The sequence below is a fragment of the Streptomyces sp. NPDC048584 genome, assembly GCF_043199595.1.
Lineage (GTDB): Bacteria > Actinomycetota > Actinomycetes > Streptomycetales > Streptomycetaceae > Streptomyces > Streptomyces edwardsiae.
In genome coordinates this window covers 45,210-58,506 of record NZ_JBICWF010000001.1, presented here as the reverse complement: position 1 = coordinate 58,506, position 13,297 = coordinate 45,210, and the positions used below count along the sequence as shown (strand labels likewise).

The window sequence follows — 13,297 nt, the reverse complement described above, 5'->3', positions numbered from 1 at the left end:
GTGGCTGAGCCGTACGGGTGAAGATGCCGGCTGTCAGGCATACAGTTCCCGCAGCCGGACCGAGAGGCATGTGACACAGCCCTCGAGCTTCTCGAACTCCCCGATGTCCACCAGGACCGGCTCGTAGCCGAGGTCCGCGAGCAGCTCCGCCGTCTTCGGCGCGCTCGCCGCCATCAGCAGCCTGTCCCCGCCGAGCAGCACCACATGCGCCCCGGCCGGCTCCGGAACCGGAAGGAAACGGGGGAACAACGCCGGCGCGTCCATGTTCGGCACATGCCCGATGACCGTCCCGCCGGGCAGCGCCGTGACGGCCGACTTCAGATGCAGCACCTTGGCGACCGGTACGGCGACCACCCGCGCCCCCAACGGCTCGAACGCGGCCCGCACCTGCCGTACCCCGGCCGCGTTGGTCCTCCCCCACTGCCTTAAAGGCGTGGGAGGTGCCCCCAGCCCCGGCCGACGTAGACCGTGTCGCCGGCCTTCAGCACATCGCCGCCGTCCAGCGTGCCCGGCTCCCAGACCCAGTTCACCGAGCAGCCGAGCGACGCCACGGCCTCCTCGACGCCGAGGGTCTCCGTGCGGCGGGACTCGGCGCCGGAGCGGGCGATCAGCGCCACGTTCCGGTACATCACCACCGTGTCCTCGACGAACACGGAGTCCGGGCAGTCGTCGGCCGGGTCGACCTCGATCGTCTCCCAGCCGTGGGCGCGCAGTGTCTCCGTGTACGCCTCCCACTGCTCCACCGCCCGGTCCATGTCGACGCCTTCCCGTTCGACGTGCGTCACCAGCCCCTCGGTCAGACGGGGGGGAAGGGCGGCGGACGAGGGCCTTCTTGCTGGGCACGAGGGGGACTCCGCATCGGACGGGACGTGTGGGGACGCGGCCGGGCCGGGGGAGGCTCCCCGGGTTCCGGCCCAGCCATCATGCAGGGCCGGTGCGGACCGGACCACCCCGGCCGACACAAATCCGTACCGCCGGTAACCGCCCCGGCCGCCTACTCGACGTCCTCCGGTTCGATCTCCTTCAGCTCTCCCTCCTCCATCAGCAGCCACCGGGTGATCCCGATGGACTCCAGGAACGGCAGATCGTGACTGGCCACGACCAGGGCTCCCTCGTACGACTCCAGCGCCGAGGTCAGCTGCCGGACGCTCGCCATGTCGAGGTTGTTGGTCGGCTCGTCCAGCATCAGCAGCTGCGGCGCGGGCTCCGCCAGCATCAGCGCGGCCAGGGCCGCCCGGAAGCGTTCGCCGCCGGAGAGCGTCGCCGCCTTCTGGTCGGCGCGGGCGCCCCGGAACAGGAAGCGGGCGAGCCGGGCCCGTACCCGGTTGTTGGTGGCGGCCGGCGCGAACCGGGCCACGTTCTCGGCGACGCTCAGCTCCGGGTCGAGGACGTCCAGCCGCTGCGGCAGGAACCGCAGGGGCACATGGGCGCGCACCTCGCCGGAGACGGCCTCCAGCTCCCCGGCGACCGTGCGCAGCAGCGTCGTCTTGCCCGCGCCGTTGCGCCCGATCAGCGCCACCCGCTCCGGGCCGCGCAGATCGAGACCGCCGTTCACCCGGGCGCCGTACGCCAGCTCCAGGTCCATGAGCGTGAGGACGCCGCGGCCCGGCGGTACGGCCGTGTACGGCAGGTCGACGCGGATCTCGTCGTCGTCCCGTACGGCGTCCACCGCGTCGTCGAGCCGTTCCCTGGCCTCGGCGAGCTTCTCCTCGTGCATGATGCGGTGCTTGCCCGCGGACTCCTGTGCCGCGCGCTTGCGCGCCCCCATGACGATCTTCGGCTCGCGCTTCTGCTCGAACATCTTCTGTCCGTACCGCTTACGGCGGGCCAGTTTGACCTGGGCGTCGACCAGTTCGCGCTTCTGTTTGCGGAAGTCCGCCTCGGCGACGCGCACCATGCGCTCGGCGGCCTCCTGTTCGACCGCGAGCGCCTCCTGGTACGCCGAGAAGGCGCCGCCGTACCAGGTCACCTCCCCGGAGCGCAGGTCCGCGATCTGGTCGACGAGTTCCAGCAGTTCACGGTCGTGACTGACCACGATCATGACGCCGGGCCAGCCCGCGACGGCCGTGTACAGCCGCTTGCGGGCGTACACGTCGAGGTTGTTCGTGGGCTCGTCGAGCAGCAGCACGTCCGGGCGGCGCAGCAGCAGCGCGGCCAGCCGCAGCAGCACCGACTCACCGCCGGACACCTCGCCCACGGTGCGGTCGAGGCCGATGTGGCCGAGGCCGAGTTCGCCGAGCGTGGCCAGGGCGCGTTCTTCCACGTCCCAGTCATCGCCGACGGTCTCGAAGTGCTCCTCGGCCACGTCGCCGGCCTCGATGGCGTGCAGCGCCGCACGGTGTGCGGCGATGCCGAGCGCCTCGTCGACCCGCAGGGCGGTGTCGAGCGTCACGTTCTGCGGCAGGTAGCCGACCTCGCCGGCGACCCGGACGACGCCGTCGGCCGGGCGCAGTTCGCCGGCGATCAGCTTGAGCAGGGTCGACTTGCCGGACCCGTTGACGCCGACGAGCCCGGTACGGCCGGGGCCGAAGGCGGCGTCGAGGCCCTCGAAGACGGTGGTGCCGTCGGGCCAGGTGAAGGCGAGGGACGTACAGGTGATGGATGGTGACATGCGGGCCTCCGCGGTTGCTCGGGGCGATCAGGGGCAAACGCGTATCGAGACACCGCAGCGACGGGGACCGGCGGCCGGGAAGGCCTGGGCATGGGAGGAGCCCTGTTCCGCAAGGACGGCTCGAACGCCGAGGTCGCACGCGACGTACACACACCTGTGGTGTGACGCGGTGTCTCAGAACCTCAGACGAGCAACGTCCTTCTCCATTCGACGGCAACAGGACCGCTGAACACCGTAGGAGTGCCCCGAAGGGCTGTCAACGGAATTTCGGAGCACCACGTCATCGTCATCGCCCCGAGGAGGCCCCGTGCCCGACGGCCCGCTCTCGCTGCCGGCCCGCCTGTGTCTGCTGGCCTGGGACGCCGACCCGTCCCGGCAGGCCCCCGTGGTGCGGGCCGGGGCCCTCGCCGCACTGGCCCGGCGGGGGCTGCTGACCGACGACGACGGCATCGCCACACCGCTGGACCTCGACTCCCGCACCGGGGACGCGGTCCTCGACGGGCTTCTCGAACTGGTCACCGAGTCCCGCCCGCACCGCTGGCGCGTCTGGGTGAAGCTGCACGCGCGGTACACCCTGGACGCGGTCCGGGAGCAGTTGGTCGCCGAAGGCGTGCTCCGCGCGGAGAAACACCGGGTCCTCGGACTGTTCCCGTCGGTGGAACACGTGGTGTCCGACGCCCGCCGGTTCCGTTCCCTGCGCCGGGAAGCGGGGGACATCCTCGCCACCCCGCCCGAGACGGTCCCCGAACCAACGGCGACCACCCTCACCCTGGCCCTGGCAGCGGGCCTGCTGCCACCCCCGTCGCCCTCCCGTGCCGAGGCCCTGGCCCACCGCGCCACGACGGCGATGCCCGGGTACGAGGCGATCCTCCACGAACTTCGCGCAGCCCTGACAGCTTCCAGCCTCTCAGGCGTGTGAGAAACGAAGCACCCTCAAGACCCGGCAACTCCCAGCCTCTCAGGCGTCTGGGGAGCGGAACTTCCAGCCTCTCCGGCGTTTGAGGAGCGGGGTCTGGGGCGGAGCCCCAGGTTCGGGACGGGAAGGGGCGGCGGGGGCGAGAGAAGGCGTCTGCCCCGAGCCCGGAAACCGCCCCTCGCGAGGGCCGCCGGCCCAGGCGGCCAGAGCCCCGCGTACCACGCGTGACACCCGCCGCCGGGACGATCGCGTGAGAGCTGCGCGCGGCCTCGGCCGACGGCGTTCTCGGCGACCGGCCCCGGGACCGTCCACCCGGGGCACCGGCGTGCCGACCCGCGCGAGCCGTCGCCGCCCCCGCGCGGGGGCGGGGGCGGCGGTCCCGGGGCCGTCCACCCGGGACCGTGGCGGGGCCGCCGACGAGGGGCGGCCGGTCATCACGCGTCGCGCATCAGTTCCGCCAGTTCGTGGTCGAGGTCGAGGCGGAGGTGCTCCAGGCCCGCCGGTACCAGCTCGCCGGCGGCCTCCAGGAAGCGGCGCAGCTCACCCGAGCGGACGTGCACGACGGCGGTCCCCTCGGGGGCGTGGAACTCCAGCACGGTGCGGTCGTAGCCGTACGGCCGCACCCGTACGTCGCCCTCGCCCTCGGGTTCCTCCATCCCCGCGGCGAGCAGCTCGCGCGCGAAAGTCCAGCAGACCTCGACACCCTCAAGGGTGGCGGGCGCGGGGAAGGTCATGTGGACGGCGAACGGGTCGTCGCGGTCGTACAGCAGGGTGGCGGGAATGCTCGGCATCCGCGGCGCTGCGGCGACGAGACGGGCCTCGACGGTCTGCTCGATGACGATGGACAACGCCTTGCTCCCTCGTGACGGCTGGACAAGCTTTCCGGGCGGAACGGATCGGCTACTTGTAGAGACGACGGAATCAGCCATTCCGTGCACACGAAAGGCGAGTGACCTCTGTCACCGCCTTCATGCACCCGAGTGACACGACTCTCCTCGCGTGCCTCGCGGGGCGCTGACACGCGGCATGGCCCCGCCCACGCGGGTACCCGTCACCGGTACGCCGGCCGTACGCGACAGAAAGGGAGCGGACATGCCACGCGGGTCGAGCCCCAAGCGGGAGCGTCAGTACGAGCACATCAAGGAGAGCGCCGAGGACCGGGGGGAGAGCACCGGACGGGCCGAGGAGATCGCGGCCCGGACCGTGAACAAGGAGCGCGCCAGGGCCGGCGAGTCGAAGACGGCCAGCCGTACCTCCACCGAGGACATGTCGTCCGGCAGGCGGGGCGGCCTGCGGTCCGGGACCGGCTCCCAGGGTCCCACGCGCGACCAGCTGTACGAGGAGGCCAAGAAGCGCGGCGTGGAGGGCCGTTCGAACATGAACAAGAGCCAGCTCCGGCGGGCGCTGGGCAAGTGAGCCTCCGCCGGGCACCCTCCGCGCGGAGCGCATCCGCCGCGTAGGCTCGGCGGCACCATGACGACCGTAAGCACACCGGCCGGCTGGCCCGTGACCGAGGAAGCCGCCCGCGCCGTCCAGGACGGGCTGCGCACACGCGTGGTGCTCGACGAACCGGGCCCGCCGCCCGGCACGGGCCATGTCACCGGCGTCGACGTGGCGTACGACGACGAACGCGACGTCGTCGCCGCGGCGGCTGTCGTCCTGTACGCGGCGACCCTCGACGTCGTCGCCGAGTCCACGGCCGTCGGACGGATCTCCTTCCCGTACGTCCCCGGACTGCTCGCCTTCCGTGAGATTCCCACCGTGCTGGCGGCCCTCGGCGCACTGCCGTGCCCGCCCGGCCTCGTGGTCTGCGACGGCTACGGCCTCGCCCACCCCCGCCGCTTCGGACTGGCCAGCCACCTCGGCGTCCTCACCGGACTGCCGACGATCGGCGTCGCCAAGAACCCCTTCACCTTCCGCCACGACGACCCGGGCACCCCGCGCGGCAGCACGTCCCCGCTGCTCGCCGGCGACGAGGAGGTGGGCCGCGCCCTGCGCACCAGGGACGCCGTCAAACCGGTCTTCGTCTCGGTCGGCCACCGCGTGAGCCTGGACAACGGCTGCGCGCACACCCTCGCCCTGACCCCTGCCTACCGCCTCCCGGAGACCACCCGCCGCGCGGACGCCCTCTGCCGCCGCGCACTGCGCGAGGCCGCCGTGCTGTGACCGCTCCCCGACATCGACGGGGAGTGGATCCCGGCGGAGTACAGCCGGGTGCTCAGGGAGGGTGAGCCGTTCGGCCGGCTGCCGCGCGAGATCGACGCGGACCCGGAGGATTGGGCGGACGTCCCGTTCCGAGCGGTACGGCACTCAGCCGCGGACTGAGTACGCGTACGGATGTCCGGCCGCCGCCGCCCCGGCAGGCTGCCGTACATGACAACGCACCGCGCACCCGAGCCCGTCACCGCCGACGGACGGCCCGTCGAGCGGACCGTCACCGTCGGGCTCGGCCTCGCCGTACTGGCGGGGCTGGGCTGGATCGTCGGGATGATCTACACACTGGTCGAGTGGCCGTTGTAGCCCTCGTCCTGCCGGGTCGCGGCCACGCGGAAGCGGATGCCCGCCGCGCGGAGGCGTTCGGTGAGGGCGTCGCCCATCGCCGCCGCCGTCGTGACCTGCCCGGCCGTCGGCGGCAGGTCGTCGAAGGCCAGGCAGAGGGCTCCCTCGGCCATCATCTTCGCCGTCTCGTCGTAGCCGGGGTCGCCGCCCGCGACCTCCGTGTACACCCGGCGCCCGCCGCCCTCGCCGACGAAGCGGACGGAGAACCAGCTCCGCGCGCGCTTCCCGGGGCCGGGGCCGGCACCGGGCGCGAGCCGGTCCGAAAGCCGGCGGCGCAGCCACGGCAGCTGCGCGGCCGTGGCCAGCGCGCCCACCGCCGCCACCCCGCCCACCGCCATCGGCAGCCGCCGGACGGCCGCGTAGTGCCGGTAGCGGAAGTCGGGACCGTACCGGTCGAGCGTCCTCGCCGAGCGGCGCACGATCTGCCCGTCGATCGTCGGCAGGGGCAGGGCCCAGGCGCCGACCTCCGGCGCGTAGCGTGGCGCGCCCGCCGGGGCCGACACCCGGCGGCCCGCCGGCCGCGGTTCGTGGCGCCGCCGGTCCAGGGCCGCCGCGCGCAGCCCGCGATGCCGGGCGAACTGGTTCAGCGCGGAGGCGAGGGTTCCGCCCGAGAAGGCCGCGTCGACGGCCACGAAGCCGTCCACGGTCAGCGGCACCCCCTCGGGCAGCTGCCGCACGGTGAAGTACGCGCCCAGGTCGTGCGGCACCGAGTCGAAGCCGCACGCGTGCACCAGCCGGGCCCCGGTCTCCCGCGCGCGTGCGTCGTGCCGCACGTACATCAGGTCCACGAACTCGGGCTCACCCGTGAGGTCGACATAGTCCGTCCCGGTGTCCGCGCAGGCGGCGACGAGCTCCTCGCCGTACTCCACGTAGGGGCCCACGGTCGTGGCGACCACGCGCGCCCGCTCGGCGAGGGCCCGCAGCGAGGCCGGGTCCGACACGTCCGCCCGCAGCAGCCCGATCTCCGCGCCGCCGGGCAGCCGCTCCCGCAGCCGCTCCAGCCGCTCCGTGCCACGGCCGGCGATCGCCCAGCGCAGCCCGGCCGGGGCATGGGCCGCGAGGTACTCCGCGGTGAGCGTCCCGACGAAGCCGGTCGCCCCGAAGAGCACGATGTCGTACGGACGGTCCGCCCTGTTCAGCCTGCTCATGACACCCCTTGGTCGTGCAGCCGCGCCGCTGTCGGTGGCCGAGGCTAGCGTGAGGGATGCGGAGCCCGACGACGAGCCCGGAGGAAAGCCGATGGCCGTGCCCCCGAACGCCCTGAAGAAGTGGGAAAAAGTGCGCGACCACGCCCTCGGGCTGCCGGAGGCCGCCGAGAACCACCCCTGGGGCGTGACGGTCGCCAAGGCCGACAAGACGGCGTGCGTCCTCCTCGGCGCCGTCGACGACGGTCACCCCCTGGGGGCGACCGTGAGGCTCACGGACGCGACGGTGCACGCCCACGCGACGACCTGCCCGGGCGCCGAGCCCGCCGGGGTACGGACCGGGGAAGGCCGGCTGGGCGCGCGTCCCGCTCGAACCCGGGGGTGCCCCGGCCGCGGGGCTGCTTCGCGACCGGATGGAGGAGAGCCACCGCACCATGGCGCCGAAGCGGCCGGCGGCCGGGCTCGACGCCGGCCGAGGGACGGGGCGGCGGGCCGCGCCGTAGAGTGGCCAAGCGCTTGCTCGCCCGCTCTTGTGCCGGACGGACGGCATTCCTAACATCTCAGGTGTTACACCGGTAGTGTCACAGCCGATGGGGGTGCGATGACCGAGGCGAAGCCGCACGGACCCGGTCCGCTCGGTGGCGTACGCGTGGTCGAGCTGGCCGGGATCGGGCCCGGGCCGTTCGCGGCCATGCTGCTCGCCGACCTCGGAGCCGACGTCGTCCGTGTGGACCGTCCGGACGGCCCCGGACTCGGCATCGACCCCGCTCTCGACATCACCAACCGCAACAAGCGCTCCGTGATCGTCGACCTCAAGGCCCCCGACGGCCCGGCCCGCGTCCTGGACCTCGCCGACCGCGCGGACGTGCTCATCGAGGGCTACCGCCCCGGCGTCGCCGAACGGCTCGGTGTCGGCCCCGGGGACTGCCACGCCCGCAACCCGCGCCTGGTCTACGGGCGGATGACCGGTTGGGGCCAGCAGGGCCCCCTCGCCGACCGCGCGGGCCACGACATCGCCTACATCGCCCTCACCGGCACCCTCGGCATGATCGGCGACCCGGCGACGTCCCCGGCCGTCCCGGCCAACCTGCTCGGCGACTACGCGGGCGGCTCCCTCTACCTCGTCGTCGGTGTCCTCGCCGCCCTGCACCACGCGCGGTCGACCGGCACCGGACAGGTCGTCGACGCCGCCATCGTGGACGGCACCGCCCACCTCTCCTCGATGATCCACGGCATGCTGGCCGCCGGCGTCTGGCAGGACCGGCGCGGCGCCAACCTCCTCGACGGCGGCTGCCCCTACTACGGCACCTACGAGACCGCCGACGGCGGCCACATGGCGGTCGGGGCGCTGGAACCGCGGTTCTACGCCGAGTTCCTGCGCCTCCTCGGCATCGAGGACCAGGCCGGCGCCCACGCCGACATCACCCGCTGGCCCGCACTGCGCGCACAGGTCACCGCCCGCTTCGCGTCCCGCACCCGCGACGCGTGGACGGCCGTCTTCGACGGTTCCGACGCCTGCGTGGCGCCGGTGCTGTCCCTGCGCGAGGCCCCGCACCACCCGCACCTCGCCGCCCGCTCCACCTTCACCGGTCACGGCGGCATCACCCAGCCCGCACCGGCCCCGCGGTTCTCCGCGACCCCCACCACCGTCCGCACCGGCCCCGCCCGGCCGGGGGCCGACACCGACGACGTGGCCCGCGACTGGGGCGTACCCCGACTGCTGCCCCCGCCTGTGAACCCTCAGCGAAAGGCCCTCCCGTGAGCACCGAAGCGTATGTCTACGACGCGATCCGCACCCCGCGCGGGCGCGGCAAGGCAAGCGGCGCCCTGCACGGCACCAAGCCCATCGACCTGGTCGTCGGCCTGATCCACGAGATCCGCGACCGCTTCCCCGGCCTCGACCCGGCCGCCGTCGACGACATCGTGCTCGGCGTCGTCGGGCCCGTCGGCGACCAGGGTTCCGACATCGCCCGTATCGCCGCCATCGCGGCGGGACTGCCCGACACGGTGGCCGGCGTCCAGGAGAACCGCTTCTGCGCCTCCGGCCTGGAAGCCGTCAACATGGCCGCCGCCAAGGTGCGCTCCGGCTGGGAGGACCTCGTACTCGCGGGCGGCGTCGAGTCGATGTCCCGGGTGCCGATGGCCTCCGACGGCGGCGCCTGGTTCAACGACCCGATGACCAACCTCGCCGTCGACTTCGTCCCGCAGGGCATCGGCGCCGACCTGATCGCCACCGTCGAGGGCTTCTCCCGGCGCGACGTCGACGAGTACGCCGCCCTCTCGCAGGAGCGCGCTGCCACCGCCTGGAAGGAGAACCGCTTCGAGCGGTCCGTCGTCCCGGTCAGGGACCGCAGCGGCCTCACCGTCCTCGACCACGACGAGCACCTGCGCCCCGGCACCACCGCCGACTCCCTGGCCCGGCTGAAGCCGTCCTTCGCCGACATCGGCGAACTGGGCGGTTTCGACGCCGTGGCACTGCAGAAGTACCACTGGGTCGAGTCGATCGACCACGTGCACCACGCGGGCAACTCCTCCGGCATCGTCGACGGCGCCGCACTCGTCGCCATCGGCTCCAAGGAGGTCGGCGACCGCTACGGACTCACCCCGCGCGCCCGGATCGTCTCCGCCGCCGTGTCCGGCTCCGAGCCCACCATCATGCTCACCGGCCCCGCCCCCGCCACCCGCAAGGCCCTCGCCAAGGCCGGCCTCACCATCGACGACATCGACCTCGTCGAGATCAACGAGGCCTTCGCCGCGGTCGTCCTGCGCTTCGCGCGGGACATGGGCCTGTCCCTGGACAAGGTCAACGTCAACGGCGGCGCCATCGCGCTCGGCCACCCCCTCGGCGCCACCGGCGCGATGATCCTCGGCACGCTCGTCGACGAACTGGAGCGCCAGGACAAGCGCTACGGCCTCGCCACCCTGTGCGTGGGCGGCGGAATGGGAATCGCCACCGTCGTCGAACGCCTCTGAGCCCCAGCGACCGCCCCCTCACTCACGGAGACTCCCTCATGACCGAGAGCACCACCATCCGCTGGGAACAGGACCGCTCCGGCGTCGTCACCCTCGTCCTCGACGACCCGAACCAGTCCGCGAACACCATGAACCGGGCGTTCCGCGACTCCCTCGCCAAGGTCACCGATCGCCTCGAGGCGGAGCGCGACACCATCCGCGGCATCATCGTCACGTCCGCCAAGAAGACCTTCTTCGCCGGCGGCGACCTGCGCGACCTGATCCGCGTCACCCCCGACACGGCCCAGGACCTGTTCGACGGCGGCATGACCATCAAGCGGCACCTGCGCCGCATCGAGACCCTCGGCAAGCCCGTCGTCGCCGCCCTCAACGGCGCGGCCCTCGGCGGCGGCTACGAACTCGCCCTCGCCTGCCACCACCGCATCGCCCTCGACGCCCCCGGCTCCAAGATCGGCTGCCCCGAGGTCACCCTCGGCCTGCTCCCCGGAGGCGGCGGCGTCGTCCGGACCGTCCGCATGCTCGGCATCACCGACGCCCTGCTGAAGGTGCTCCTCCAGGGCACCCAGTACAACCCGCGCCGCGCCCTGGACAACGGCCTCGTCGACGAGATCGCCGATACGCGCGAGGACATGCTCGCCAAGGCCCGCGCCTACATCGACGCCCACCCCGAGTCCGCCCAGCCCTGGGACAGGCCCGGCTACCGCATTCCCGGCGGCACCCCCGCCCACCCGAAGTTCGCCGCCAACCTGCCCGCCTTCCCGGCCAACCTGCGCAAGCAGACGAACGGCGCCCCCTACCCGGCCCCGCGCAACATCATGGCCGCCGCCGTCGAGGGCTCTCAGGTCGACTTCGAGACCGCCCAGGTCATCGAGGCCCGCTACTTCGTCGAACTGGCCGCCGGACAGACCTCGAAGAACATGATCCAGGCGTTCTTCTTCGACCTCCAGGCCGTCAACTCCGGCGCCAACCGCCCCCGGGGCGTCGCAGCGCGCAAGGTCACCAAGGTCGCCGTCCTCGGCGCCGGGATGATGGGCGCCGGCATCGCCTACTCGTGCGCCCGCGCGGGCATCGACGTCGTCCTCAAGGACGTCTCCCTGGAAGCCGCCGTCAAGGGCAAGGACTACTCCGGGAAACTCTGCGCCAAGGCCGTCGCCAAGGGCCGCACCAGCCAGGAGAAGGCCGACGCGCTGCTCGCGCGGATCACGCCCACCGCCGAGGCCGCCGACCTCGCCGGCTGCGACGCGGTCATCGAGGCCGTCTTCGAGGACACCTCCCTCAAGCACAAGGTGTTCCAGGAGATCCAGGACGTCGTCGCCCCGGACGCGCTGCTCTGCTCCAACACCTCCACCCTGCCCATCACCGCCCTCGCCGAGGGCGTGGAGCGCCAGGGCGACTTCATCGGCCTGCACTTCTTCTCACCCGTCGACAAGATGCCGCTGGTCGAGATCATCAAGGGCGAGCGCACCGGCGACGAGGCCCTGGCCCGCGCCTTCGACCTGGTCCGGCAGATCAACAAGACGCCGATCGTCGTCAACGACTCGCGCGGCTTCTTCACCTCACGTGTGATCGGGCACTTCATCAACGAGGGCGTCGCCATGGTCGGCGAGGGCATCGAGCCCACCTCCGTCGAGCAGGCGGCCGCCCAGGCGGGCTACCCGGCCAAGGTCCTCTCCCTGATGGACGAGCTGACGCTCACCCTGCCGCGCAAGATCCGTAACGAGTCGCGGCGGGCCGTGGAGGAGGCCGGCGGAACCTGGACCGCGCACCCCGCCGAGACGGTCGTCGACCGCATGGTCGACGAGTTCGAGCGCCCCGGCCGCAGCGGCGGCGCCGGGTTCTACGAGTACGGCGACGACGGCAAGCGGGTACGGCTGTGGCCGGGACTGCGTGAGCACTTCACCAAGCCCGGACACGAGATCCCGTTCGCCGACATGCGGGAACGCATGCTGTTCGCCGAGGCGCTGGACACCGTCCGGCTCCTCGAGGAGGGCGTGCTGACCTCTGTCGCCGACGCCAACATCGGCTCCATCCTCGGTATCGGCTTCCCCGGCTGGACCGGCGGAGTGCTGCAGTACATCAACGGCTACGACGGCGGCCTGCCCGGCTTCGTCGCCCGCGCGCGGGAACTCGCCGAACGCTACGGCGAGCGCTTCACCCCGCCGGCGCTGCTGCTGACGAAGGCGGAGAACGGCGAGGTCTTCACGGACGCGCGCTGAACCCCGGCGGGGCGGGGGCGACGGGTCCGGCGGCCCGTCACCCCTCCTCGTCCAGCCACTCCCGCAGCTCCTCCCGCAGCGACCGCTGGAAGGTGGTCAGCAGCGCCTGCACCACCAGCGGATGCATCCGCGCGGACAGCGACCGCACATCCCGCGCGTCCCGCTCCGCGACCGCGTCGCGCAGCAGCCGCGACAGCTCCCGCGCGGCCGCGCGGGAGTGCTCGATGAGCGCCGTCCGGGCGGCGAGGAGCGTCTCGTGGGACAGCGGTACGTCCAGCAGCTCCACGCCCAGCCGCAGCATCCCCGGGTCGACCCGGAACGCCCCGCCGCCCCGCTCGACGATGCTCATCGCGGCCAGCCGCTCCACGTCCTCCTCGCTCAGCGCCCGCCCCGCCCGGCGCTCCAGCTCCGCGCGCGACACCGTCTCCACGGACTCCGGCGCCCAGGAGGCCACCACCGCCCGCTGCACCGCCAGGTCCCGCACCGTCAGATCCGGGGGCAGCCGTGCCAGATACCGCTCGATCGCGGCCAGCGTCATGCCCCGGTGCTGCAACTCCTCGATCAGCTCCAGCCGGGCCAGATGCTCCCGCCCGTACTGGCCGACCCGCCGGGGACCGATCACCGGCGGCGGCAGCAGCCCCTTGGTGCCGTAGAACCGGACCGTGCGCACGGTGACACCCGCCCGCGCCGCCAGTTCGTCGATCGTCAGCGGCTGCTCGGTCTCGGTCGTCATGTGCAGCAGTATCGCTGTCCCACCACCGCTGTGACACCTCTCCTGTCACCCCCCGCCATGAGGACGTCACCGGCCGGCACGGCGGTGCCCCGCACCTCTCGCGGCCGACGAAGCGGCAGCTCAAGGCCACTGTCAGTGACGGCG

At 72.9% G+C, this 13,297-nt stretch carries 11 protein-coding genes and 2 pseudogenes; 8 read left to right on the top strand and 5 right to left on the bottom strand.

Annotation, left to right across the window (positions count from 1 at the left end):
* Positions 1-33: 33 nt before the first annotated feature.
* Both ddaH and ACGFR9_RS00270 read right to left on the bottom strand, forming a co-directional pair.
* Positions 34-843: pseudogene (gene ddaH / locus ACGFR9_RS00275) on the bottom strand (dimethylargininase).
* Positions 844-994: 151 nt separating this feature from the next.
* Complete coding sequence (locus tag ACGFR9_RS00270) at positions 995-2,611, bottom strand: ABC-F family ATP-binding cassette domain-containing protein (protein WP_393201260.1); 1,617 nt, start codon at positions 2,609-2,611, stop codon at positions 995-997.
* 307 nt (positions 2,612-2,918) lie between these two features.
* Here ACGFR9_RS00270 and ACGFR9_RS00265 point away from each other — a divergent pair, with 307 nt between their 5' ends.
* A complete protein-coding gene (locus ACGFR9_RS00265; RefSeq protein WP_393201257.1) occupies positions 2,919-3,530 on the top strand; it encodes a GPP34 family phosphoprotein in 612 nt (203 codons plus the stop codon).
* A gap of 431 nt (positions 3,531-3,961) precedes the next feature.
* Here the strand turns inward: ACGFR9_RS00265 and ACGFR9_RS00260 are convergent, their stop codons facing one another.
* Positions 3,962-4,375: an SsgA family sporulation/cell division regulator gene (locus ACGFR9_RS00260; protein WP_393201254.1), complete on the bottom strand. Its 414-nt coding sequence runs from the start codon at positions 4,373-4,375 to the stop codon at positions 3,962-3,964.
* 244 nt (positions 4,376-4,619) lie between these two features.
* Here ACGFR9_RS00260 and ACGFR9_RS00255 point away from each other — a divergent pair, with 244 nt between their 5' ends.
* From ACGFR9_RS00255 to mmpA, 3 genes are all read left to right on the top strand, one after another.
* Positions 4,620-4,943, top strand: a complete 324-nt coding sequence (locus ACGFR9_RS00255; protein WP_393201251.1) for a plasmid stabilization protein — start codon at positions 4,620-4,622, stop codon at positions 4,941-4,943.
* Between the two features lie 57 nt (positions 4,944-5,000).
* On the top strand, positions 5,001-5,693 hold the full coding sequence (locus tag ACGFR9_RS00250) for an endonuclease V (RefSeq protein WP_393201248.1): 693 nt from the start codon (positions 5,001-5,003) through the stop codon (positions 5,691-5,693).
* A gap of 207 nt (positions 5,694-5,900) precedes the next feature.
* Complete coding sequence (mmpA, locus tag ACGFR9_RS00245) at positions 5,901-6,047, top strand: morphogenic membrane protein MmpA (protein ID WP_393201245.1); 147 nt, start codon at positions 5,901-5,903, stop codon at positions 6,045-6,047.
* Here mmpA and ACGFR9_RS00240 read toward each other — a convergent pair.
* Positions 6,020-7,234, bottom strand: coding sequence for a saccharopine dehydrogenase family protein (locus ACGFR9_RS00240; RefSeq protein WP_393201242.1), 1,215 nt, complete (start codon positions 7,232-7,234; stop codon positions 6,020-6,022). The two genes, mmpA and ACGFR9_RS00240, sit on opposite strands and share 28 nt — an antisense overlap.
* A gap of 91 nt (positions 7,235-7,325) precedes the next feature.
* On the opposite strand from ACGFR9_RS00240, the pseudogene ACGFR9_RS00235 reads away from it, so the two are divergent.
* The 4 genes and pseudogenes from ACGFR9_RS00235 to ACGFR9_RS00220 all read left to right on the top strand — a co-directional run bounded on the left by ACGFR9_RS00235 (position 7,326) and on the right by ACGFR9_RS00220 (position 12,420).
* Positions 7,326-7,734, top strand: a pseudogene (locus ACGFR9_RS00235) (MmcQ/YjbR family DNA-binding protein).
* A gap of 98 nt (positions 7,735-7,832) precedes the next feature.
* Entirely contained in the window at positions 7,833-8,993 is a 1,161-nt protein-coding gene (locus ACGFR9_RS00230; protein WP_393201239.1) for a CaiB/BaiF CoA transferase family protein, read from the top strand.
* Positions 8,990-10,204 (top strand): acetyl-CoA C-acetyltransferase, encoded by a 1,215-nt coding sequence (locus ACGFR9_RS00225; protein WP_393201236.1) that lies wholly within the window; start codon positions 8,990-8,992, stop codon positions 10,202-10,204. Before ACGFR9_RS00230 ends, ACGFR9_RS00225 begins: the two co-directional genes overlap by 4 nt.
* 38 nt (positions 10,205-10,242) lie before the next feature.
* Entirely contained in the window at positions 10,243-12,420 is a 2,178-nt protein-coding gene (locus ACGFR9_RS00220) for a 3-hydroxyacyl-CoA dehydrogenase NAD-binding domain-containing protein (RefSeq protein WP_393201233.1), read from the top strand.
* Positions 12,421-12,457: 37 nt separating this feature from the next.
* Here the strand turns inward: ACGFR9_RS00220 and ACGFR9_RS00215 are convergent, their stop codons facing one another.
* A complete protein-coding gene (locus ACGFR9_RS00215; protein WP_393201230.1) occupies positions 12,458-13,153 on the bottom strand; it encodes a MerR family transcriptional regulator in 696 nt (231 codons plus the stop codon).
* Positions 13,154-13,297: the final 144 nt, after the last annotated feature.

Excerpts from the sequence above, each read along its gene's own strand:
- mmpA (WP_393201245.1), top strand. The coding sequence starts at position 5,901 with ATGACAACGCACCGCGCACCCGAGCCCGTCACCGCCGACGGACGGCCC.
- ACGFR9_RS00270 (WP_393201260.1), bottom strand. The coding sequence starts at position 2,611 with ATGTCACCATCCATCACCTGTACGTCCCTCGCCTTCACCTGGCCCGAC.
- ACGFR9_RS00255 (WP_393201251.1), top strand. The coding sequence starts at position 4,620 with ATGCCACGCGGGTCGAGCCCCAAGCGGGAGCGTCAGTACGAGCACATC.
- ACGFR9_RS00240 (WP_393201242.1), bottom strand. The coding sequence starts at position 7,234 with ATGAGCAGGCTGAACAGGGCGGACCGTCCGTACGACATCGTGCTCTTC.
- ACGFR9_RS00250 (WP_393201248.1), top strand. The coding sequence starts at position 5,001 with ATGACGACCGTAAGCACACCGGCCGGCTGGCCCGTGACCGAGGAAGCC.
- ACGFR9_RS00220 (WP_393201233.1), top strand. The coding sequence starts at position 10,243 with ATGACCGAGAGCACCACCATCCGCTGGGAACAGGACCGCTCCGGCGTC.
- ACGFR9_RS00230 (WP_393201239.1), top strand. The coding sequence starts at position 7,833 with ATGACCGAGGCGAAGCCGCACGGACCCGGTCCGCTCGGTGGCGTACGC.
- ACGFR9_RS00215 (WP_393201230.1), bottom strand. The coding sequence starts at position 13,153 with ATGACGACCGAGACCGAGCAGCCGCTGACGATCGACGAACTGGCGGCG.